Source organism: Streptomyces sp. NPDC047072, assembly GCF_040643855.1.
Taxonomy (GTDB): domain Bacteria; phylum Actinomycetota; class Actinomycetes; order Streptomycetales; family Streptomycetaceae; genus Streptomyces.
This window is the reverse complement of record NZ_JBEYVC010000066.1, coordinates 28,433-52,006: the sequence shown is the minus strand read 5'-3', so window position 1 is coordinate 52,006 and position 23,574 is coordinate 28,433. Positions and strand designations below refer to the sequence as shown.

Genomic DNA, 23,574 nt, shown 5'->3' with positions numbered 1-23,574 from the left:
GGTGTTGCCAGCGGTGCAACGGAAAGGAACGAGCGCTCATGCGCGAGATCCTCGGAAGGCGACGCAGGCTCCTGTCCCAGCAGAGCGACGGGTGGGGGTGTGGGGGGTTCGTTGTCGGGTGTGGGGGGTGCTTGTGGGGTGGGTTCGCGGTCGGCGACTGCGGGTGGAGGGGTGCGGGGTTCCTTGTCGGGTGCGGGTGGCTCCTGTGGGGTGTGTTCGCCGTCGGTGGGCGCGGGAGCGTGGGGTGCGGTGAGTGTTGTTGGTTCGTTCCAGGGGGTTGGTGGGGTCATGAGGGGACCTCCGTGCGGGCTTGCGCCGTCGTCAGCAGTTCCGCCACCTCCAGGACGTGGTGGCCCGCCATTGCCGGGAGGCAGGTGCCTCGGGCCGGGGTGATGGCCGAGGACCAGTCGGGCGGGATCGACGGCTCGCCCCGCGTCGCACCTGCCAGTGCTCCCGCCACCGCCGCCGTCGTGTCCGCGTCGCGGCCCATGTTGACCGCGGTGAGGACCGACTCGCGGAAGTCGCCGTCCGCCGCCGCGTACGCGCCGAAGGCCAGGGCGACGGCTTCGGGGGCCAGGTCCGTCCAGGGGTAGCCGCCGATCACCACCGCCGAGCGGACCGCCTTCTCGCCCCGGTGGGCCACCGCGACCGCCCGGCGCAGGGAACGCGCCGTCCAGCTGTCGTCCGGGATGACCGCCAGCGCGGAGGCGACCACCGCGATGGTCGGGGCGCCCGCCATCGCCGCCGCCACGCCCGCCGCGACCGCCTGGCCGCCGTAGATGCCCTCGCCCTCGTGGCTCACCGAGCCGTCGATCGCCACCAGGCGGGCCGCCTCCGCGGGGCGGCCCGCGGCGAAGACGCCGAAGGGGGCCGCGCGCATGGCCAGGCCGTCGCTCCAGGCGTGGCGGTGTTGCGCCGAGATGGGGGCCGCGAGGCCCCGGCGGAGGTTCTCCAGGGTGCCGCGTTCGCTGAAACCCGCCCCGCGGAAGGGGCCCTCGTCACGGTCCGCGATCCACTCGTGCCAGGCCGCCTCGACATGGGAGGGGGTCAGCGACGAGCCGTGGCGGGCCAGGAGCAGGCCCGAGAAGATCGCGTACTCCGTGTCGTCCGTGCCGGAGGGGTTCTCGGAGACGTACCCCTCGATACGGCCCCAGCGGGCGCGGATCTCCGACGGCTTCATGTTCTCGGCGGGGGCGCCGAGCGCGTCCCCGACCGCCAGGCCCAGCAGGGCGCCGCGGGCCCGCTCGCGGAGTTCGGCGGTGCCCTGGGGCGCCGGGGCCGAGGGGATGCAGGCGATCGATGCCATACGCGGGCCTTTCCACAGGGACCTTTGCGCATGTGTCCCACCATCGGCGGTTGACCTGAGCCTCCTGAGCCTCATCATCACCCGGTCGACATCTGTGCGGGTCACCGATCAGATGAGCCAGCGAGGGGAAAACCGCAGGTTAGCCCAGCCTCTCCTTGCTGGCGGGAGGGAATGCGCCGACGTACTGTGGGCGTTGTTAAGAATTAGAACTTGTCCAAAGTTAGCTTTGGCTTAGCTTTCCTGGGGGACCGGAATGGCCATCATCGACGTCGAGGCGCCGCTTCACGAGGCGCACCGTGACAACCACACGCACCGCGATGTGAACGGCGGCTGGCTGCGGCCCGCCGTCTTCGGTGCCATGGACGGACTCGTCTCCAACCTCGCCCTGATGACCGGAGTCGCGGGCGGGGCCGTCGGGCGGAGTGTCATCGTGGTCACCGGCCTGGCCGGGCTCGCGGCCGGCGCCTTCTCGATGGCCGCCGGTGAGTACACCTCCGTCGCCTCCCAGCGTGAGCTGGTCGAGGCAGAGCTGGACGTCGAGCGGCGGGAGCTGCGCAAGCACCCCAAGGACGAGGAGGCCGAGCTGGCGGCCCTGTACGAGGGGCGGGGTGTCGAGCCGGAGCTGGCGCGTGAGGTCGCCCGGCAGCTGTCGAAGGATCCCGAGCAGGCTCTCGAGATCCACGCCCGCGAGGAGCTGGGGATCGACCCCGGTGACCTGCCCTCGCCGCTCGTCGCCGCGGTCTCCTCCTTCGGCTCCTTCGCGCTGGGCGCCCTGCTCCCCGTACTCCCGTATCTGCTCGGTGCGACCGCGCTCTGGCCCGCCGTACTGCTCGCGCTGTTCGGGCTGTTCGCGTGCGGTGCCGTGGTGGCGCGGGTGACGGCGCGGACCTGGTGGTACAGCGGATTGCGGCAGCTCGTCCTGGGAGGCGCGGCGGCCGGTGTGACGTACGCCCTGGGCAGCTTGTTCGGAAGCGCCGTAGGATAGGTCGACCGCTACTTATGCGAGGGACCGCATAAGTAGCCGTTACTCACTGGTTTCGAATGCTTAACCACTGGGCATGAGCCGTAAGCGCTGTGGGCAATGACGCTTGCGGCGCACGCGCGGGGTGGGCGACGACGCCCCCTCCGCCCCCGGACCGATGGACACCGATCTGACCGATCAGTCCGGCCCGGACCCCCATACTTCAAGCCACGTGTGCGACACCCCCCTCGCACCCCGTGGCGTCCGCATGTTGGAACGGAATATCCAGTTCCCGAGAACCGCTCCATCATGTAACCTGCACGAAATTTTGCACTCACACGCAGAGGGCCAACGTCGTCCCTCGGCAATCTGCATATGCCAGTTGACGACGACGGGAGAGCCGATGCGTACGCCGCGCCAGCCGTCCCAGCACTCCGTGGATGGCCAGAAGTGGTCCTTCATGGATGCTCGCCCTGCTGCGCAGGGTATGTACGACCCCCGCAACGAGAAGGACGCCTGTGGCGTCGGTTTCGTGGCCACCCTCACCGGCGAGGCGAGCCATGCGCTGGTCGAGCAGGCGCTCACGGTTCTGCGCAACCTGGAGCACCGCGGTGCCACCGGCTCCGAGCCCGACTCGGGTGACGGCGCGGGCATCCTGTCCCAGGTTCCGGACGCCTTCTTCCGCGAGGTCGCCGGCTTCGAGCTGCCCGCGGCCGGCGCGTACGCGGTCGGTATCGCCTTCCTGCCCGAGGAGGGCACCGGGGACGCCGTCTCGAAGATCGAGACGATCGCCGTCGAAGAGGGCCTGACGGTTCTGGGATGGCGTGAGGTTCCCGTTGCCCCCGAGCTGCTCGGTGCCACCGCCCGTTCGACGATGCCGGCCTTCCGCCAGGTCTTCGTCAGCGACGGCTCCTCGGAGGGCATCGACCTCGACCGCAAGGCCTTTGTGCTGCGCAAGCGCGCCGAGCGCGAGGTCGACGTGTACTTCCCGTCGCTGTCCGCGCGGACGATCGTCTACAAGGGCATGCTGACCACCGGCCAGCTGGAGCCCTTCTTCCCGGACCTGTCCGACCGCCGCTTCGCCTCCGCGATCGCGCTCGTGCACTCCCGGTTCTCCACGAACACCTTCCCGTCGTGGCCCCTCGCGCACCCGTACCGGTTCGTCGCGCACAACGGTGAGATCAACACCGTCAAGGGCAACCGCAACTGGATGGTCGCCCGCGAGTCCCAGCTGGTCTCCGACCTCTTCGGCGGCGAGGGCAAGGACCTGGAGCGGATCTTCCCGATCTGTACGCCGGACGCCTCCGACTCGGCGTCCTTCGACGAGGTGCTCGAACTCCTGCACCTGGGCGGCCGTTCGCTGCCGCACTCCGTGCTGATGATGATCCCGGAGGCGTGGGAGAACCACGACTCCATGGAGCCCGCCCGCCGCGCGTTCTACGAGTTCCACTCCACGATGATGGAGCCCTGGGACGGCCCGGCCTGTGTCACCTTCACCGACGGCAAGCAGGTCGGCGCGGTCCTCGACCGCAACGGTCTGCGTCCCGGCCGCTACTGGGTCACCGACGACGGTCTCGTCGTCCTCGGCTCCGAGGTCGGCGTCCTCGACATCGACCCCGCCAAGGTGGTCCGCAAGGGCCGGCTCCAGCCGGGCCGGATGTTCCTCGTCGACACCGTCGAGCACCGCATCATCGAGGACGACGAGATCAAGGCCGGCCTCGCCGCCGAGCAGCCCTACGCCGAGTGGCTGGAGGCCGGGGAGATCGAGCTCTCCGACCTGCCCGAGCGCGAGCACATCGTGCACACCCACGCCTCGGTCACCCGCCGCCAGCAGACCTTCGGTTACACCGAGGAGGAGCTGCGCGTCATCCTCGCCCCGATGGCCAAGGCCGGTGCCGAGCCGATCGGTTCGATGGGCACGGACTCGCCGATCGCCGCGCTGTCCAGCCGTCCGCGGCTGCTCTTCGACTACTTCACCCAGCTGTTCGCGCAGGTCACCAACCCGCCGCTGGACGCGATCCGGGAAGAGCTGGTCACCTCCCTGCGCTCCTCGCTGGGCCCCCAGGGCAACCTGCTGGAGCCGAGCGCCGCGTCCTGCCGTACGGTCACCCTGCCGTTCCCGGTGATCGACAACGACGAGCTGGCCAAGCTCATCCACATCAACGCCGACGGCGACATGCCCGGCTTCAAGGCCGCGACCCTGTCCGGCCTGTACCGGGTCTCCGGCGGCGGCGACGCCCTCGCCGCGCGCATCGAGGAGATCTGCGCCGAGGCCGACGCGGCCATCGACAACGGCGCCCGGCTGATCGTGCTCTCGGACCGCCACTCCGACGCCGAGCACGCGCCGATCCCCTCGCTGCTGCTCACCGCGGCCGTCCACCACCACCTCATCCGCACCAAGCAGCGCACCCAGGTGGGCCTGCTGGTCGAGGCCGGTGACGTCCGCGAGGTCCACCACGTCGCCCTGCTCATCGGCTTCGGCGCCGCGGCCGTGAACCCGTACCTGGCGATGGAGTCCGTCGAGGACCTGGTCCGCGCCGGCACCTTCCTCTCCGACATCGAGGCCGAGAAGGCCATCCGGAACCTGATCTACGCCCTCGGCAAGGGTGTCCTCAAGGTCATGTCGAAGATGGGCATCTCCACCGTCGCCTCCTACCGCGGCGCCCAGGTCTTCGAGGCCGTCGGTCTCGAAGAGGCCTTCGTCGCCAAGTACTTCAGCGGTACCGCCTCCAAGATCGGCGGCGTCGGCATCGACGTCGTCGCCAAGGAGGTCGCCGCCCGGCACGCCAAGGCGTACCCCGCCTCCGGCATCGCGCCCGCGCACCGCGCGCTGGAGATAGGCGGCGAGTACCAGTGGCGCCGTGAGGGCGAGCCGCACCTGTTCGACCCGGAGACGGTCTTCCGCCTCCAGCACTCGACGCGTGCCAACCGCTTCGACATCTTCAAGAAGTACACGGACCGCGTGAACGAGCAGTCCGAGCGGCTGATGACGCTCCGCGGACTCTTCGGCTTCAAGTCGGACCGCCAGCCGATCTCCGTCGACGAGGTCGAGCCCGTCTCCGAGATCGTCAAGCGCTTCTCCACGGGCGCCATGTCGTACGGCTCCATCTCGCGCGAGGCGCACGAGACGCTCGCCATCGCCATGAACCAGCTGGGCGGCAAGTCCAACACCGGTGAGGGCGGCGAGGACCCGGACCGTCTCTACGACCCGGCCCGTAGGTCAGCCATCAAGCAGGTCGCCTCCGGACGCTTCGGTGTGACCTCCGAGTACTTGGTCAACGCGGACGACATCCAGATCAAGATGGCCCAGGGCGCCAAGCCCGGCGAGGGCGGCCAGCTGCCCGGTCACAAGGTCTACCCGTGGGTCGCCAAGACCCGGCACTCCACTCCGGGTGTCGGTCTGATCTCCCCGCCGCCGCACCACGACATCTACTCGATCGAGGACCTGGCCCAGCTGATCCACGACCTGAAGAACGCGAACCCGCAGGCGCGGATTCACGTGAAGCTGGTCTCGGAGGTCGGTGTCGGTACGGTCGCCGCCGGTGTGTCGAAGGCGCACGCGGACGTCGTCCTGATCTCCGGTCACGACGGTGGCACCGGTGCTTCCCCTCTTACTTCGCTGAAGCACGCGGGTGGGCCCTGGGAGTTGGGCCTCGCCGAGACCCAGCAGACCCTGCTGCTCAACGGCCTGCGCGACCGGATCGTCGTCCAGACCGACGGTCAGCTCAAGACCGGCCGTGACGTCGTCATCGCCGCGCTGCTCGGTGCCGAGGAGTTCGGTTTCGCGACCGCGCCGCTCGTCGTCTCCGGCTGCGTCATGATGCGCGTCTGCCACCTGGACACCTGCCCGGTCGGCATCGCCACCCAGAACCCGGTGCTGCGCGACCGGTTCTCCGGCAAGGCCGAGTACGTCGTGAACTTCTTCAAGTTCATCGCCGAGGAGGTCCGCGAGATCCTCGCCGAGCTGGGCTTCCGCTCCATCGAGGAGGCCGTCGGCCACGCCGAGGCGCTCGACGTGACCCGTGCGGTCGACCACTGGAAGGCGCAGGGCCTGGACCTGGAGCCGCTGTTCCACGTGCCGTCGCTGCCCGAGGGCGCGGTGCGCCACCAGCTGATCGCGCAGGACCACGGTCTGGAGAAGGCGCTCGACAACGAGCTGATCAAGCTCGCCGCCGACGCGCTGGCCGCGGACTCCGCGACCGACGCCCAGCCGGTGCGCGCGCAGGTCAAGGTGCGCAACATCAACCGCACGGTCGGCACCATGCTCGGCCACGAGGTGACGAAGAAGTTCGGCGGCGCGGGCCTGCCCGACGACACCGTCGACATCACCTTCACCGGCTCCGCGGGCCAGTCCTTCGGCGCCTTCCTCCCGCGCGGTGTCACGCTGCGCCTGGAGGGCGACGCCAACGACTACGTCGGCAAGGGCCTCTCCGGCGGCCGCGTGATCGTCCGTCCCGACCGGGGCGCCGACCACCTCGCCGAGTACTCGACGATCGCGGGCAACACCATCGCGTACGGCGCGACCGGCGGCGAGCTGTTCCTGCGCGGCCGTACCGGTGAGCGCTTCTGCGTCCGCAACTCCGGTGCGCTGGTGGTCTCGGAGGGCGTGGGCGACCACGGCTGCGAGTACATGACCGGCGGTCACGCGGTGGTCCTCGGTGAGACGGGCCGCAACTTCGCGGCCGGCATGTCCGGCGGTATCGCCTACGTCATCGACCTCGACAAGGACAACGTCAACGTCGGCAACGTCGACGCCGTCGAGGCGCTGGACGACGCCGACAAGCAGTGGCTGCACGACGTGGTGCGCCGCCACCAGGAGGAGACCGGCTCCACGGTCGCCGAGAAGCTCCTGGCCGAGTGGGACACCGCGGTCGAGCGCTTCAGCAAGATCATCCCCAGCACGTACAAGGCAGTGCTCGCCGCCAAGGACGCCGCCGAGCAGGCGGGACTCTCCGAGTCCGAGATCACCGAGAAGATGATGGAGGCGGCGATCAATGGCTGACCCGAAGGGCTTCCTGAACCACGGCCGTGAGGTCGCCAAGTCCCGCCCCGTCGACGTACGTCTGAAGGACTGGAACGAGGTCTACGTCCCGGGCTCGCTGCTGCCGATCATCTCGAAGCAGGCGTCCCGCTGCATGGACTGCGGCATCCCGTTCTGCCACAACGGCTGTCCGCTCGGAAACCTCATCCCGGAGTGGAACGACTACGCCTACCGCGAGGACTGGGCGGCCGCGAGCGAGCGTCTGCACGCGACCAACAACTTCCCGGAGTTCACGGGTCGGTTGTGCCCGGCTCCCTGTGAGTCGGCGTGTGTGCTCGGCATCAACCAGCCGGCTGTGACCATCAAGAACGTCGAGGTCTCGATCATCGACAAGGCGTGGGACAGCGGCGATGTCGCTCCCCAGGCCCCGGAGCGCCTGTCCGGCAAGACCGTCGCCGTGATCGGCTCGGGCCCGGCGGGTCTCGCCGCCGCCCAGCAGCTCACGCGGGCCGGTCACACCGTCGCCGTCTACGAGCGCGCGGACCGCATCGGAGGCCTCCTCCGGTACGGCATCCCGGAGTTCAAGATGGAGAAGCGGCACATCAACCGCCGTATCGAGCAGATGCGCGCGGAGGGCACCCGCTTCCGTACCGGGATCGAGATCGGCCGCGACCTCAAGGCGACCGACCTGAAGAAGCGGTACGACGCCGTGGTGATCGCCGCCGGTGCCACCACCGCGCGTGATCTCCCCGTCCCCGGGCGGGAGTTGAAGGGCGTCTACCAGGCGATGGAGTACCTGCCCCTGGCGAACAAGGTGCAGGAGGGCGACTATGTGACGTCCCCCGTCTCCGCCGAGGGCAAGCACGTCGTGGTCATCGGCGGTGGCGACACCGGCGCGGACTGCGTGGGCACCGCGCACCGTCAAGGGGCCGCGTCCGTCACGCAGTTGGAGATCATGCCGCGGCCGGGCGAGGAGCGGAACCCGAACCAGCCCTGGCCGACCTTCCCCATGCTCTACAAGGTCACGTCCGCGCACGAGGAGGGCGGCGAGCGGGTCTACTCCGTCTCGACGACCCACTTCGAGGGCGACGAGGACGGCAACGTCCAGTGGCTGCACCTCACCGAAGTGGAGTTCATTGAGGGCCGGTTGACCCCGAAGCCGGGCACGGAGCGCAAGATCCCCGCCCAGCTGGTCACCCTCGCGATGGGCTTCACCGGCACCGACCGGGAGAACGGCCTGGTCGAGCAGTTCGGCCTGGAGCTGGACGAGCGCGGCAACGTCGCCCGCGACGCCGACTTCGCGACCAACGTGCCGGGCGTCTTCGTCGCCGGTGACGCGGGCCGCGGTCAGTCGCTCATCGTGTGGGCGATCGCCGAGGGCCGTTCGGCGGCGCGTGGCTGCGACCGGTTCCTGACCGGGGCCAGCGATCTGCCGGCGCCGATCAAGCCGACGGACCGTTCGCTGATGGTCTGAGCCCATCTGAAGAGACGTCCCGTACAAAGGCGTACGGAACGCTGGCGGCGCCTGCCCTTCTCGTCCCCGACCGGACGTTGGGCGGGCGCCGTCGCCTTTGTCTACAGGGGTGCCGGTGACGAGGCGCCCGAGACCAGCAGCCGGGGCTTCCCGCTGCCGTCGGCCGGCACGCTCCACAGGTCGGTGCTCTTGACGTCGCCCTCGCTGGGCAGCGCGTAGGCGACCGTCCCGTCGTCGAGCCAGGTCGCCTGGTCGTCGACGCTGTGCTTCTCGGCGAGCGGGGTCTCGCGCAGGGTGCGCAGGTCCAGGACGTACTCGTGCCAGAGATCGGTGCGGGAGAGCACCCGCTTCTTGAAGGCGACCCGGGTCTCGTCGGGGGAGAGCGAGGGGCACTCCACGTTCTCGACGAGGGTGGTGACCGACTGCCGGGACAGTGAACCCCGTACCAGATAGGTCTTGTTGCCGGTGTTGAGGGTGGCGTAGAAGGTGTCGTCGTCCTTGGCGAAGGTGACACCCCAGAAGTTGACGTCCGAGGCCCGGTAGGACTTGCCGTCCAGCGTGATCGCGAACGTCTCCAGGCTGGGGATCAGCTTCATGGTGCGGGTGTCCAGGATCGAGGTCCTGGTGGAGAAGAACGCGGACGCGTACGACTCGCCGGAGACGAAGACGGTCCAGGCGACGAGCCGGCCGCTGGGGGAGACCCGGGCGCGGCTGGGGGTGCCCGCGAGCGGGAAGGTGCGCTTGGTGCGCAGGTCCGCGTCGAGCAGCAGGGCGCGGTTGCTCTGCTTGAGGACTCCAGGGTTGGACTGGAGGCAGACGCCGGTGCCGGCGGCCGCGTAGAAGCGGGCGCACTTGAGGTCCGAGGCGACCCGGCCGCCCCCGGGGTCGGTGGACGGCACGGAGGCGACGGCGGTACGGCGGGGTCCCGCGGCCGCGTTGACGAAGGCCAGGCGGTTCTTCTGGCCGAGGGTCAGCTTGCCGGTGCTGACGGCGGGGCCGCCCTTCTGGACCTGGTTGGCCCGGTCCGCGCGGTCGGCGGCGTTCAGGACCACGGCGGTCCCCACGCCCGCGAGCAGCAGGACCGCGGCGACGAGTATGAGCAGGCGGCGGCGCAGCGGAGGCGGCGATGTCATGAGCGTCCCTGTGGTTCTGTTCGCTGTCGTGGTCATCGGGGTCCGTCGGCCGGTCGCAGCACCACGGCGGCTACGGCGGCGCAGCACAGCAGGCCGATCGCCGAGCCCGCGAGCGCCGGGCCGTCGCCCCACAGGGTCCAGGCGGCGCCGAAGGCCAGCGAGCAGCAGAAGCGGGCCAGTGCCTGGCTGGTGCCGACGACGGCGAGGCCGGTGGCGCGCAGCCGCTCGGGTACGACGGCGGCGAGGGCGGCCGGGAGCACGCCGTCGGTGGCCGCGTAGAAGATGCCGTGCAGGGCGAGGACGAGGTAGGGCAGGGCCGGGGTGTCCGGGGCCCACAGCAGGAGGCCGTAGGCGCAGAGCAGGCCCACGTGTCCGGCGAGGAACACGGTGCGCCGGCCGATCCGGTCCGCGAGGGAGCCGACGGGCACGGCCAGCAGCAGGAACACCACGGCGGTGCCGAGCGGGAGCAGTGTGAACCACTGCTCGCCGATGCCGGCGCGGCGCTGCAGGAGCAGGTAGAGGAAGGCGTCGCTGACGGTGGTGAGCCCGAGCAGGGCGGCACAGCCGGCGAGGGCGCGGAGCCGGGGGATCCGGAGCAGGGCGAGCGCTTCGCGGAGGTGGACGGGGGGTTTGGCGTCCGGTACTTCTCCGTTCTCCGTGGGGACCGTCTGCCGTCTCCCCGGCACGAACAGCACCAGCACCAGCACGCCAAGTACCGCCACGCATGTGCTGACGCCGAAGACCGCGTCGTAGCCGTCGGCCGCCGCCTGGAGGATGAGGAACGCGGCCAGGGGGCCGAGCATCGCGCCGGTCGTGTCCATCGCGCGGTGCACACCGAAGGCGCGGCCCTGGGTCTCGGTGGGCGTGGACAGGGAGATCATCGCGTCGCGGGGGGCGGTGCGCAGGCCCTTGCCGGTGCGGTCCAGGGCGAGGACCGTGCCGAGCGCTCCGATGCTGCTCACCAGCAGGAGCAGCGGCTTGCAGAGGGCGGAGAGGCCGTAGCCGAGCCCCGCCAGCAGCTTGTGGTTGCGGATGCGGTCCGCGAGATGCCCGCCGGTCAGCTGGACCAGCGCGCTCACGCCGTTGTAGACGCCGTCGAGGGTGCCGAACCCCAGCGGGCTGAACCCGAGCGTGGTGACGAGGTAGAGCGGCAGGACGGCGGTGACCATCTCCGAGGAGACATCGGTGATCAGGCTGACCGTGCCGAGGACGAGCACGACCGGGGCGACCCTGCGCCCCGGCCCGCGTCTTCGGCCGGGGGCGGCGCCCTCCTTCGGGGCCGCGGAGCGGTCGGTGAGGTACAAGACAGGAACTCCTGGTGCGCTGTGATCAGTTCTGCCGGCTGCTCTCGTCCCGTAGCCAGGTCCCGAAGTCCTCGGCCCGGATGGCCTTCCGGGCCCCCCGCCGGGCGGCGACGGCCGCCGCGACGAAGACTACGACACTGGTGAAGAGCTTCGGATCCCCGCGCAGCAGCGCTTTCAGGTCGGCCTTGCTGGTGCGCGCCGAGGCATCCGGGGGACTCTGCTGTTGTTCGACCTGGGCGGTGGAGACCGCGGCCCGGATCCGGCGTCTGATCAGATCCCGCCAGGTGCGCGGGGGTTGGATCACGACCTCGGCCGCGTCGACCACCAGCCGTTCGGCCGGACCGAACGCCAGGGACGCGGCGAGGTCGTCGGCCATCAGCGGGGGCAGCTCGGCGATCCGGGCGTGCCCGGCCTTGGAGAGCGCGATGACGCCCCGGCCGAACAGTCCCTCGCGGACCGCGGGCAGCCGCTGCCACACCCGGTAGTAGGCGCGCACCCGCCAGGCGCAGGCCGCCAGCGGGATCCGGCGGGCCGGGGCGGTGGCGAGGACGCCCGAGTCCGTGTCGTCGAGGGGGGCCGTCAGGGCCCGTACGCCGGCGCCCGTGATCACGACGTCGGCGTCCACGTACAGGCGCGGGAAGCCCCGCGCGTGGTCGTCGCCCGCCCGCATCGCGGCGTGCTTGGAGGGGACGGGGATCTCCACCACCCGTACCCGTGGGCCGTGTTCGGCCGCGACCCGGGCGGTGTCGTCCGTGCAGCCGTTGCATACGACCACGATGTCGGTGTCGTCAAGAGGGGCGGAATCGGCCAACAGTGCGTCGAGGAGTCTGCCGATGACAGCCGCCTCGTTGTGGGCCGGGATCACGATGCTCGTCACGCGGGCAGTATGCCGTCGGTGTCACTATTGCGACATGTGTTTCGTCCAACTGTTCCCGAGCCTGTGCGTGGTGGTCTAGATTGATGTCCGCCGAGCCGGTTTGGGTGGGGAGCAGGAGGCCCTGACCAACAGGTGTGGGGGGCATGGGCGGTTGGGGAATCGCCGAGGCTTTTTGTTTCAACCACCGTTGTGCTGGGGGCGCATCGGTGTTCGGTCAGGGGAAACCGCGCACGTCGTGGGGGGCGCATGACCATTGAGGTCACGCATGAGCACGTGGATGTGGAACACAGACGTCCGCCTGTTCGTCGAAGACGTTGGGAAGAGAAGTACCGGATCGTCCTGCTGGTCGCGGACGGCCTCACGGCCGTTGCCGCGGCCTTCTTGATCCACGCGGCCTACGGCCGCTGGACGGTGGCCCTGGCGCTGCCTCCGGCGTGGATCCTGATGATGCTCGCCCACCGCTCCTACGACCGCAGCGCTCTCGGGCTCGGGAACGAGGAGTACCGGCGGGTGCTGCGGGGGGCCCTCGCGCTGCCGGCGCTGGCCGCGGCCGCGCACTGGTCGTTCACCCACGATTCGGGCCTTCTCCATGACATGACCATGGCCGCGATACCGGCTGTCGCGATCGCCCTGCCCGTCCGCTACACGCTCCGCCGCCGGCTGCACCGGCGCTGGTCCCGCGGCCAGGACCGCAGCGCCACCCTCCTGGTCGGCTCCTCGCGCGGGGTCGTGGAACTGGTCGCGGTGCTCCAGCGGGGCGGTGTGCAGGAGCTGCGGATCGCCGGAGCGTGTCTGAGCGATCCCGAGAACGCCTCGGACGTACGCAAGTTGGGGATCCCCTTCCTCGGCGGCGTCGGCGACATGAACGACGTCGTCCGGGTCGCGGGCATCACCACCGTGGTGGTGCTGCCGACGCCCGAACTCGACACCGCCGCCCTGCGCCGGATGTCGTGGGCGGCAGACGTGCAGGGCGTCGACTTCCTGCTGGCCCCCGTACTGACGGACGTCTCCGCACCACGTCTGGCGGTACGGCCCACCAACGGCGTGCCGCTGGTACGGATCCGGGCGCCGAAGCTCTCCCGGTTCTCCCGGCTGCCCAAGGAACTGCTGGATCGTTTCCTTGCCGCCGGCCTGCTGCTTCTCCTCGCCCCGCTGATGCTGCTGATCGCCCTGGTCGTCCGGCTGGACAGCACCGGGCCCGCGCTCTTCCGGCAGCAGCGGGTGGGCCGCTACGGCGACCACTTCACCATGCTGAAGTTCCGCACCATGCGGCCCGACTCGGAGGAACTGCGCGCGGAACTCGCGCACCTCAACGAGAACAGCGACGGCCTGCTGTTCAAGGTGAAGGAGGACCCGCGCATCACCCGGGTCGGCTCCTTCCTGCGCCGCAGCTCGCTCGACGAACTCCCGCAGCTGGTCAACGTGGTCAAGGGCCAGATGTCGCTGGTCGGCCCCCGCCCGCCGCTGCCCGAGGAGGTCGAGGAGTACACGCCGGACATCAAGCGCCGGCTGCTCGTGAAGCCCGGACTCACCGGACTCTGGCAGGTCAGCGGCCGCTCCGACCTGCCCTGGGACGAAGCGGTCCGGCTCGATCTCGCATACGTGGACAACTGGTCGACCAGCCTCGACCTGTCCATCCTGGCGCGCACCACGACAGCGGTGGTGCGCGGGACGGGGGCCTACTGATGGACCGAAGGAAGAGGAACCAAGTGACTGAGACCAAGGGGCCGTTGGGGGTCGCGGTCGTGGGGGCCGGCTACTGGGGTCCCAACCTCGTACGCAACTTCCAGGCCAGCGACCGGTTCCGGCTGCGTCAGCTGTGCGACCTCGACGTGGACCGCGCCCGGCGGGTCCTCGGCGCCTACTCGACCGTCGAGGCCACCGCGGACTACGCGGCCGTCCTCGCCGACCCCGAGGTCCACGCCGTCGCCGTGGCCACGCCCGCCGGCACCCACCTCGACATCGCCCTGGCCGCCCTGCGCGCCGGCAAGCACGTCCTGGTGGAGAAGCCGCTCGCGGCCACCTACGCCGACGGACTGCGCCTGGTGACCGAGGCCGAGGAGCGCGGCCTGACCCTGATGTGCGACCACACCTACTGCTACACGCCCGCCGTGGGCCGCATCCGCGAGATGGTCCGCTCCGGCGAACTCGGCGAGATCCACTTCGTCGACTCGGTCCGCATCAACCTCGGCCTGGTCCAGAAGGACATCGACGTGATGTGGGACCTCGCCCCGCACGACCTGTCGATCCTGGACTTCATCCTCCCGGCGGGCGTCGAGCCGGTCGCCGTCGCCGCCCACGGGGCCGACCCGATCGGCGCCGGACAGGCCTGCGTCGCCTATCTGACGCTCACCCTCAACACCGGGGCCATCGCCCACGTGCACGTCAACTGGCTCTCCCCGACCAAGGTGCGCACCACCATGGTGGGCGGCTCCAAGCGCACCCTGGTCTGGGACGACCTCAACCCCCTGCAACGGGTGGCGGTCTACGACCGGGGCGTGGACATGGCCGCGCCGCAGGAGATCGGCGCCGACGAGCGCCGCGAGATGCTCATCTCCTACCGCTCCGGCGACATGGTCGCGCCCGCGATCGGCGAGAAGGAAGCGCTGCGCAGCATGGTCGACGAGTTCGGCGACGCGATCGGACAGGGCCGCGCGCCGCTGACCGACGGCCGGGCGGGGCTGCGGGTGCTGGACATCCTTGAGGCGGCTTCGCGAAGCCTCGAGTTCAAGGGCGCGGTCGTCGGCCTGCGCGCCGGGCGCTGACGCCGGCCGTCGACAGAGGCCGTTGACAGATCCAATCCGCTGAGAGGTAAGTGCAGTTGAGCAGCGTACGAGGCAAGAAGATCCTGGTCACCGGGGGCGCGGGCACCATCGGCTCCAACCTGGTCGACCTGCTGGCCGAGGGCGGCGCCCGCGAGATCGTCGTACTCGACAACTTCGTGCGCGGACGCCGGGCCAACCTGGCGAAGGCCCTGCCCAGCGGGGTCGTGGAGGTCGTCGAGGGGGACGTCCGGGACGTCCCCCTCGTGAAGAAGGTCACCGAGGGCGCAGACCTGGTGTTCCATCTCGCCGCGATCCGCATCACGCAGTGCGCGGAGGAACCCCGGCTCGCCAACGAGGTGTTGGTCGACGGCACCTTCAACGTCCTGGAGGCGGCCGCCGAGGCCGGGGTCGGCAAGGTGATCGCCTCCTCCTCGGCGTCCGTCTACGGCATGGCCGAGGACTTCCCGACGACCGAGCGCCACCACCCGTACAACAACGACACCTTCTACGGCGCCGCGAAGGCCTTCAACGAGGGCATGCTGCGCAGCTTCCACGCCATGTACGGCCTGGACTACGTGGCGCTGCGCTACTTCAACGTCTACGGGCCCCGCATGGACATCCACGGCCTGTACACCGAGGTGCTCATCCGCTGGATGGAGCGCATCGAGGCCGGTGAGCCGCCGCTGATCCTCGGCGACGGCACGCAGACCATGGACTTCGTCGACGTCCGCGACATCGCGAGGGCCAACATCCTGGCCGCCGAGGGCGACTTGACCGACGAGGTCTTCAACATCGCCAGCGGTACGGAGACTTCGCTGCGCGAGCTCGCCGACGGTCTGGTGGAGGCGATGGGCGCCGAGGGGCTTGAGCCCGTGCACGGGCCCGCGCGCTCGGTGAACTCGGTCGTACGGCGTCTCGCGGACACCTCACAGGCCGCCGAACGGCTCGGGTTCACCGCGGAGATCGATTTGAAGACCGGCCTCAAGGACCTCGTCCAGTGGTGGCGCGCCGAGCGGGAGGCCGCGAAGTGAGCACCGACCGTATCCCCGTGATGATCCCCTGGCTCGGCGAGGAGGAGGCCGAGGCCGCCTCCGACGCCGTGCTGTCCGGGTGGGTCGCCCAGGGCCCCCGCGTCGCCGAGTTCGAGAAGGCCTTCGCCGAACGCGTGGGCGCCGAGCACGGCATCGCCGTCAGCTCCTGTACGACCGCCCTGCACCTGTCCCTCGTCGCGCTCGGCCTCGGCCCCGGCGACGAGGTCGTGGTGCCCTCGCTGTCGTTCATCGCCACCGCCAACGCGGTGCGGTACGTCGGTGCCGAGCCGGTGTTCGCCGACGTCGACCCGGACACCGCCAACTTGACCCCGGCCACGGTGGACGCGGTCCGTACGTCAAGTACCCAGGCTGTGCTCGCCGTTCACCAGGGTGGCGTACCCGCCGACGTGCACGCCCTGCGCGCCGCCTGTGCCGAGTGGGAGCTGCCGCTCGTCGAGGACGCGGCCTGCGCCATCGGCTCGACCGTCGGCGGCAAGCCCGTCGGGCACGGCGCGCTGCTCGCCGCCTGGTCCTTCCACCCCCGCAAGGTCGTCACGACCGGCGAGGGCGGCATGATCACCACCGACGACGCCGAGTGGGCGGCCCGGCTGCGCAGACTGCGCGAGCACGGCATGAACGCCTCCGCGGCCGAACGCCACGCGAGCAACAAGCCGGTCCTGGAAAGCTACTTGGAGGTCGGCTTCAACTACCGGATGACCGACATCCAGGCCGCGGTCGGACTCGTCCAGCTCGGCAAGCTCGACGCGATGATCACCCGCCGCCGTGAACTGGCCGCGCGCTACGACGCGTTGCTGCGCGACATCCCGGGCCTGACCGCCGTACGCGATCCCGAGCACGGGCAGTCCAACTTCCAGTCCTACTGGGTGCTGCTCGACGAGGACTTCCCCGTCGGCCGGGACGACCTGCTCGCCGCGCTCTCCGAGGCCGGGGTCTCCGCCCGGCGCGGGATCATGGCCGCGCACCTCGAACCCGCCTACGCCGACCACCCGAGCGGCCCGCTGCCGGTCACCGAGCGCCTCAGCCGCGACTCGCTGATCCTGCCGCTGTTCCACACCATGACCGAGGCCCAGCAGGACCGCGTCGTCGCCGCACTGCGCGAACAGGCCCGCGGATGACGGGACTTGTGATCGTCGGGGCGGGCGGCTTCGCCCGGGAGACCGCCCAGGCCGTGGCGGACCTGGGTGACTTCACGCTGCTCGGACACCTCGACGACAATCCCGCGCTGCACGGCACCGAGGTGGACGGGGTGCCCGTCCTCGGCGGCTGCGACCTGGTCCACGAACTGCCCGAGGCACGGGTCGTGATCTGCGTGGGCAACCCGCGCGACTACGCGGCCCGCGCCCGGCTGGTCCGGCGGTTCGGCCTGCCCGAGGACCGGTACGCGACCGTCGTCCACCCGACCGCGGCGGTGTCGGCGACCTCGGAGATCGGCCCCGGCTCGGTGCTGCTCGCGCACTGCGTGCTCACCGCCGCCGTGCGGGTGGGCGCGCATGTCGCGGTGATGCCGCACGTCGTGCTCACCCACGACGACGTGGTCGAGGACCACGTGACGCTCACCTCCGGTGTCCGGCTGGGCGGGGGAGTGCGGCTGGAGCGGGGGGCCTATGTCGGCTCCGGCGCTCTGGTCAGGGAGGGCACCACGGTGGGTGCCTGGTCGCAGATCGGCATGGGGAGTGCCGTACTCGACGACGTCCCGCCCGGCGAGGTCTGGGTGGGGAGCCCGGCCCGGCGGCTGCGGGAGGCAGGTGCCCCGGCGCTTGCGGAACTTGAGACACGAACAGTGGGGGGACCGCTGACATGATCCAGATACCGCTCGTGGACCTCAAGGCGGCCCATGAAGAGGTCGCCGACGAGGTGCGGGCCGGATTCGACCGCGTCCTGGCGAACACCGCGTTCGTCGGGGGCGACGAGGTACGCCGATTCGAGCGCGAGTACGCCGAGTTCGGCCGGGTCGCGCACGTCGTGGGCGTCGCCAACGGCACCGACGCCGTCGAACTCGCCCTGCGCGCCAGTGGAGTCGGCGTCGGCGACGAGGTCGTCGTCCCCGCCAACACCTTCATCGCCACCGTCGGCGCGGTCGCCAGGATCGGTGCCAGGCCGGTCCTCGCGGACTGTCTGCCCGGCACCCATCTCCTCGACCCCCAGGCCGCGTTGGCCGCGGTCGGCCCGGCGACCCGCGCGGTCGTGCCGGTGCATCTGTACGGCCAGATGGCCGAGGTGGACGTACTCAAGGCCCAACTACCCGACCGCGTAAGGGTCGTCGAGGACGCCGCCCAGTGCCAGGGCGCGAGCGCCGACGGCCGTACCCCGGGCAGCGGCGGTATCGCGGCCACCAGCTTCTACCCGGGCAAGAACCTCGGCGCCTACGGCGACGCGGGCGCCGTCCTCACCGACGACGAGGAACGCGCCGAACTGGTACGGGCGACCGCCAACCACGGCGGGGTCGCCAAGTACCGTCACGACGTCCCCGGGTTCAACAGCCGCCTCGACGGACTCCAGGCCGTCGTCCTGCGCGCCAAGCTCAAGCGGCTGGCCGCCGGCAACGAAGCGAGAAGGACAGCCGCCGCCCGCTACGACGCACTCCTCGCCGACCTGGTCGCCGCCGGCCGGGTCGTCCTGCCCGAGACCGCGCCGGGCAACGTCCACGTCTGGCACCTGTACGTCGTCCAGATCGCCGGAGCCGACCGCGACGACACCGTCGGCAAGCTCAACGCCGAGGGCATCGGCGCCGGGGTGCACTACCCGGCCCCCGTCCACCTCACCCCCGCCTACCGCGAACTCGGGTACGCCCGCGGCGACTTCCCCCACGCCGAGCGGGCCGCGGACCGGATCCTGTCGCTGCCGCTCCACCCGCACCTCACCGCCGACCAGCAGCAGCGCGTCGTGGACACCCTCGCCCACGCGCTCCGCGGCTGACCGCCCCCGTCCCCACGCACCACAGCCGATCTCGTGGATCGGTCTGCACAGCACCGCTGAGAGGTACACCATGAGAAGTTGGCTCAGACGGATCCGGGGCGGGCGCCTCGCCGTCGTAGCAGCACTGATAGTCGCCGTGCTCCCGGTGGCCGGGTCCGCCCAGGCGGCGTCCGATCCGTGCGGAACGGGCTCGAACCCGATCGTCTGCGAGAACTCCAAGGCGGGCAGCCCGATGTCCGACTGGTACTCGCCCAACGCCTACGGCGACATCAAGGGGTTCACCACCAAGGAGTCCGTCCAGGCGGGCGACACCGTCCAGTTCAAGATCCAGTCGAAGACCACGTACCAGATCCAGATCTACCGCCTGGGCTGGTACGGCGGCGACGGCGCCCGGCTGATGTCGACGGCGGCCCAGGCCGCGACGACCTACCCGGCCAACTTCACCTCCAACCCCGCCAGTTGCACCACCAAGGCCGGCACCGGCCTGGTCGACTGCGGCAACTGGCCCGTGACCGCGAGCTGGACGGTGCCCAGCGACGCCGTGTCCGGCCTGTACATCGCGAACCTCACGCAGACCGACGGCGACGGCCTCATGCCGTACCCCTTCGTGGTCCGCAAGGACTCCAGCACCTCCGACATCGTCGTACAGACCAGTGACCAGACCTGGCAGGCGTACAACGACTACGGCGGCCAGGACCTCTACGGCGGCGCGGGCCCGGCGCCCGACGGCCGTGCCTACGAGGTCAGTTACAACCGGCCGCTGGACATCGGCGGCGACAATGGCATCTACGGCTCCGAGTACATGATGCTGTCCTGGCTGGAGCGCAACGGCTACGACGTCAGCTACCTCTCCGGCGTGGACGTGTCGACCAACGGCTCCACCCTGCTGAAGAACCACAAGGTGTACCTGTCCTCCGGCCATGACGAGTACTGGACGCAGAGCCAGTACAGCAACGTCCTCGCGGCCCGCAAGGCAGGCGTCCGGCAGGGCTTCTTCAGCGGCAACGAGGTGTTCTGGAAGACCCGGCTGACCCCGAGCATCGACGGCACCAGCACCGCCAACCGGACGCTGACCTGCTACAAGATGACCAAGATGGCGCAGAACAACGGCGTCGCCGACCCGAGCGGCCAGTGGACCGGCACCTGGATGGACCCGACGAGCACCCAGTACGGGCAGAGCTACCAGCCGCCGAACATCCTCACCGGCTCCATGTTCACCGTGAACGGCTACCGCGCCGACGCCATCACCGTCCCCGGCTCGTACGGCAAGAACCGGATCTGGCGCAACACCTCGATAGCGGGCCTCACTTCGAGCCAGACCGCCACCTTCCCGACCGGCACCCTCGGCTACGAGTGGGACAGCGACCTCGACAACAGCACCCGGCCCGCGGGCGCGATCGACGTGTCGTCCACGACCGTGGACATCAACGACGGCAAGCTCCGGCTCGACTGGGGCAACATGTACGGCAACGGCACCGCGACCCACAACCTCGTCGAGTTCCGCGACCAGGACTCCGGAGCGCTGGTGTTCGGCGCCGGTACCGTGCAGTGGTCGTGGGGCCTGACCAACCTGCCGACGTACGACCCGGCGGACGTGGTGGTCACCGAGGACGTCCGGATGCAGCAGGCGACCGTGAACATCCTCGCCGACATGGGCGTCCAGCCGCTGACCCGGCAGAGCAACCTCGTCGCGGCCACGGCCTCCACCGACACCACGGGCCCGACGATCACCGTGTCCAGCCCGGCCTCCGGGGTCACCGTCCCGGCGCTCAAGCCGGTCACCATCAAGGGCACCGCCACCGACTCCGGCGGCGTGGTCGCCCGCGTGGAGGTCTCCACCGACGGCGGCTCGACCTGGCAGGCCGCCACCGGCCTGACCTCCTGGAGCTACAGCTGGACCCCGACGGCCCCCGGCTCCGCGTCCATCAAGGTCCGCGCGGTCGACGACAGCGTCAACATCGGCGCCGTCACCACCATCCCGCTGACCGTCGGCCCGCAGGCCTGCCCCTGCACCATCTGGCCGGCCACCTCGGTCCCCGGCACCGTCAACGCGGGTGACGGCGGCCCGCTGGAGCTCGGCGTCAAGTTCCGCACCACGACGGCCGGTTCGGTCACCGGGGTGCGCTTCTACAAGTCGACCGCCAACACCGGCACCCACACCGGCAGCCTGTGGACCGCCTCCGGCACCCGCCTGGCCACCGGCACCTTCACCAACGAGACGGCCTCGGGCTGGCAGCAGCTCAACTTCGCCACCCCGGTCACCGTGAAGGCCAACACCACCTACGTCGCCTCGTACTTCGCCCCCAACGGCGGCTACTCCTACGACGGCGGCTACTTCTCGAACAGCGGCGCGGGCCTCGCCCCGCTCACCGCGCTCCAGTCCGGCACCGACGGCGGCAACGGCGTCTACAAGTACAGCTCCACCAGCGCCTTCCCGTCCTCCGCGTCCTCCGGCAGCAACTACTGGGTCGACGTGGTCCTGGACACCTCCACGGCCAGCACCACCCCGCCCACCGTCAGCTCCACCTCGCCGACGTCCGGGGCGACCGACGCGTCGATCACGACGCCGGTGTCGGCCACCTTCAGCGCGGCCGTCGACACCGACAACGTGACGTTCACCCTGAAGGACCCGGACGGCAACACCGTGCCCGGGGTCCTCACCTACCCGGCGTCGAACAAGGCGACCTTCACCCCCTCGACCGAACTGGAGCTGCACACCACGTACACCGCGTCCGTGCAGGCCGCGGACGTCTGGGGCAACACCATGGCGAACCCGGTGACCTGGTCCTTCACCACCAGTTCCACCCCGCCGGCGGTCACCTGCCCCTGCTCGCTGTGGAGCGCGAGCGCGGTCCCGGCCACCACCGCCGTCACCGGCGACCCCAACTCGGTCGAGCTGGGCACCCGGTTCACGTCCTCGGCGGACGGCTGGATCACCGGCGTCACCTTCTACAAGGGCGCCACCAACACCGGCACCCACACCGGCAGCCTCTGGTCCGACGACGGCACGCTGCTCGCCACCGGCACCTTCACCGCGGAGACCGCCTCCGGCTGGCAGACGATGACCTTCGCGACACCGGTCGCCGTCACCGCGGGCACCGCGTACGTGGCGTCCTACCACGCGCCGAACGGCAACTACGCGGTGGACGGCGGCTACTTCGCCTCGGCTCACAAGTCGTATCCGCTGACGGCCACCGCCGACACCACCACCCACCACAACGGGCTCTACAAGTACGGCAGTACGACGGCCTTCCCGAGCGGGTCCTACGGATCCGCGAACTACTGGGTGGGCCCGCTCTTCACCGCCGACGACCCGAGTGCGTCCCTGGCGACGGCGACCGCCTCGGAGGCGGGTGAGTTCGCGGTGCAGTACACCGCGGACGCGGACAGCGCCCTGGTGATGAGCGTGCCCACGACGGCCAGGCCGACGTCGGTGCAGGCGACCCTGACCATCCTGCCCGGCACCAAGGCGGCCGCGGCCAGGAAGCTGAAGGTCAAGGCCGTCACCTCCTACGACCGGGCCACCCACAAGGTGTCCGTCCACCTCACCACCCCGCTGCCGGACGGCACCAGGTTCAGGATCACGGTCACCGCCCGGGACAAGCAGCGCCACACGGTCAGGTCCAAGACCTGGACGCTGTCCAGCAAGACCGTCCGCACGAAGAAGAACTGACCGACCGGAACCCACCGGTGGTGGCCCCCGCCCGCTGCGGCGGGGGCCACCACCGGGGATTGGCCCCCACACATGAGCACCGTCAGTGTTGTGATCCCCTGCTACAAGTACGGCCATTTCCTGGCCGACTGTGTCAGCAGCGTCCTGGACGAGCAGGACGGCGTCGACGTCCGGGTGCTCATCATCGACGACGCCTCGCCCGACGACTCGGCGGAGGTCGCGCTCAAGCTGGCCGCCTCCGACCCGCGCATCGAGGTGCACGTCCACGAGACCAACAAGGGCCACATCGCCACGTACAACGAAGGCCTCATGGAATGGGCCGACGGCGACTACGTGGCCCTGCTCTCCGCCGACGACCGCCTGGTGCCCGGCGCGCTGGTGCGGGCCGCGGCCCTGCTCGACGCCCACCCCGAGGCCGGTTTCGCCTACGGGCGTCCGCTGCGCTTCCAGCACGGCGGGCCGCTGCCCAACGCCCGTACACAGAGCACCGGTTCGGTCGTCTACCCCGGCCAGTGGTGGCTGGAGCGCCGCTTCCGCGAGGGCACCGGCTGCATCACCTCACCCGAGGTCGTCGTCCGCACCGGCCTCCAGCGCCAGGTCGGCGGCTACGACCCCGCCCTGCCGCACGCCGGTGACATCGAGATGTGGATGCGGCTCGCCGCCCACGCCGACGTCGGCTACATACGCGGCGCCGACCAGGCGTTCTACCGCGTCCACGGCAACAACATGTCCACCGTCGACTTCGGCGGCCAGCTCGACGACCTGCGCCAGCGCCTGGTCGCCTACGACTCCGCGCTCGCCAAGTGCGCCGACCGGCTGCCGCACGCCGACCGCCTCGCCGAGCAGGTCCACACCCGGCTCGCCCGCTACGCGCTGCGCCGGGCCTACCGCGCCTACGACCGGGGCCGCACCGACGTCGTCCCGGTCGAGGAGTGCGTGGCCTTCGCCGAGGAGTGCCTGCCCGGATACCGGGCGCTGCCCGAGTACCGCGCGCTGCGGCTCAGAAAGCGGATCGGCCCGAAGGCGATGCCGTACCTCCAGCCGCTGATCCTGTCGGCCGTCGCCGAGCGCGGCCGCGAGTGGCTGTGGTGGGAGTCGTGGAAGCGCCGCGGAATCTGATGAAGCCGTTCAG

Annotated in this window: 15 protein-coding genes; 11 read left to right on the top strand and 4 right to left on the bottom strand. The window is 70.5% G+C overall.

Annotated elements, in window-relative coordinates; translation table 11 throughout:
• Positions 1 to 286: 286 nt before the first annotated feature.
• Entirely contained in the window at positions 287 to 1,306 is a 1,020-nt protein-coding gene (locus ABZ896_RS26270) for an ADP-ribosylglycohydrolase family protein (RefSeq protein WP_360933876.1), read from the bottom strand.
• Between the two features lie 253 nt (positions 1,307 to 1,559).
• Here ABZ896_RS26270 and ABZ896_RS26265 point away from each other — a divergent pair, with 253 nt between their 5' ends.
• The 3 genes from ABZ896_RS26265 (at position 1,560) to ABZ896_RS26255 (ending at position 8,722) form a co-directional block, all read left to right on the top strand.
• Positions 1,560 to 2,291, top strand: a complete 732-nt coding sequence (locus tag ABZ896_RS26265) for a VIT1/CCC1 transporter family protein (RefSeq protein ID WP_360933873.1) — start codon at positions 1,560 to 1,562, stop codon at positions 2,289 to 2,291.
• 379 nt (positions 2,292 to 2,670) lie between these two features.
• Positions 2,671 to 7,269 carry a glutamate synthase large subunit gene (gltB, locus tag ABZ896_RS26260; RefSeq protein WP_360933870.1) on the top strand — a complete coding sequence of 1,533 codons (4,599 nt, stop codon included), beginning with the start codon at positions 2,671 to 2,673 and terminating at the stop codon, positions 7,267 to 7,269.
• Entirely contained in the window at positions 7,262 to 8,722 is a 1,461-nt protein-coding gene (locus tag ABZ896_RS26255; protein ID WP_360933867.1) for a glutamate synthase subunit beta, read from the top strand. Before gltB ends, ABZ896_RS26255 begins: the two co-directional genes overlap by 8 nt.
• A gap of 101 nt (positions 8,723 to 8,823) precedes the next feature.
• On the opposite strand, the gene ABZ896_RS26250 is transcribed toward ABZ896_RS26255, so the two are convergent.
• Genes ABZ896_RS26250 through ABZ896_RS26240 form a run of 3 tightly spaced genes read right to left on the bottom strand, consistent with a single transcriptional unit; the run spans position 8,824 to position 12,036 of the window.
• Positions 8,824 to 9,855, bottom strand: a complete 1,032-nt coding sequence (locus ABZ896_RS26250; protein ID WP_360933864.1) for a TolB-like translocation protein — start codon at positions 9,853 to 9,855, stop codon at positions 8,824 to 8,826.
• A 32-nt stretch (positions 9,856 to 9,887) separates the two neighbouring features.
• A complete protein-coding gene (locus ABZ896_RS26245) occupies positions 9,888 to 11,159 on the bottom strand; it encodes an MFS transporter (protein ID WP_360933861.1) in 1,272 nt (423 codons plus the stop codon).
• A 25-nt stretch (positions 11,160 to 11,184) separates the two neighbouring features.
• Entirely contained in the window at positions 11,185 to 12,036 is an 852-nt protein-coding gene (locus ABZ896_RS26240; RefSeq protein WP_360933858.1) for a glycosyltransferase family 2 protein, read from the bottom strand.
• 246 nt (positions 12,037 to 12,282) lie between these two features.
• Between ABZ896_RS26240 and ABZ896_RS26235 the strand changes: the two genes are divergently transcribed.
• The 8 genes from ABZ896_RS26235 (at position 12,283) to ABZ896_RS26200 (ending at position 23,561) form a co-directional block, all read left to right on the top strand.
• Positions 12,283 to 13,722: a sugar transferase gene (locus tag ABZ896_RS26235; RefSeq protein ID WP_360933855.1), complete on the top strand. Its 1,440-nt coding sequence runs from the start codon at positions 12,283 to 12,285 to the stop codon at positions 13,720 to 13,722.
• A gap of 23 nt (positions 13,723 to 13,745) precedes the next feature.
• Positions 13,746 to 14,801, top strand: coding sequence for a Gfo/Idh/MocA family oxidoreductase (locus tag ABZ896_RS26230; protein ID WP_360933852.1), 1,056 nt, complete (start codon positions 13,746 to 13,748; stop codon positions 14,799 to 14,801).
• Between the two features lie 50 nt (positions 14,802 to 14,851).
• Positions 14,852 to 15,832: an NAD-dependent epimerase/dehydratase family protein gene (locus ABZ896_RS26225; protein WP_360933849.1), complete on the top strand. Its 981-nt coding sequence runs from the start codon at positions 14,852 to 14,854 to the stop codon at positions 15,830 to 15,832.
• Positions 15,829 to 16,968: a DegT/DnrJ/EryC1/StrS family aminotransferase gene (locus tag ABZ896_RS26220; RefSeq protein ID WP_360933846.1), complete on the top strand. Its 1,140-nt coding sequence runs from the start codon at positions 15,829 to 15,831 to the stop codon at positions 16,966 to 16,968. Before ABZ896_RS26225 ends, ABZ896_RS26220 begins: the two co-directional genes overlap by 4 nt.
• Entirely contained in the window at positions 16,965 to 17,654 is a 690-nt protein-coding gene (locus ABZ896_RS26215) for an acetyltransferase (protein ID WP_360933843.1), read from the top strand. The genes ABZ896_RS26220 and ABZ896_RS26215 overlap by 4 nt, the downstream gene beginning before the upstream one ends.
• Positions 17,651 to 18,769 (top strand): DegT/DnrJ/EryC1/StrS family aminotransferase, encoded by a 1,119-nt coding sequence (locus tag ABZ896_RS26210; RefSeq protein ID WP_360933840.1) that lies wholly within the window; start codon positions 17,651 to 17,653, stop codon positions 18,767 to 18,769. Before ABZ896_RS26215 ends, ABZ896_RS26210 begins: the two co-directional genes overlap by 4 nt.
• A 70-nt stretch (positions 18,770 to 18,839) precedes the next feature.
• Complete coding sequence (locus ABZ896_RS26205) at positions 18,840 to 22,442, top strand: DUF4082 domain-containing protein (protein ID WP_360933837.1); 3,603 nt, start codon at positions 18,840 to 18,842, stop codon at positions 22,440 to 22,442.
• A 72-nt stretch (positions 22,443 to 22,514) separates the two neighbouring features.
• On the top strand, positions 22,515 to 23,561 hold the full coding sequence (locus ABZ896_RS26200) for a glycosyltransferase (RefSeq protein ID WP_360933834.1): 1,047 nt from the start codon (positions 22,515 to 22,517) through the stop codon (positions 23,559 to 23,561).
• The last annotated feature ends 13 nt before the right edge of the window (positions 23,562 to 23,574 follow it).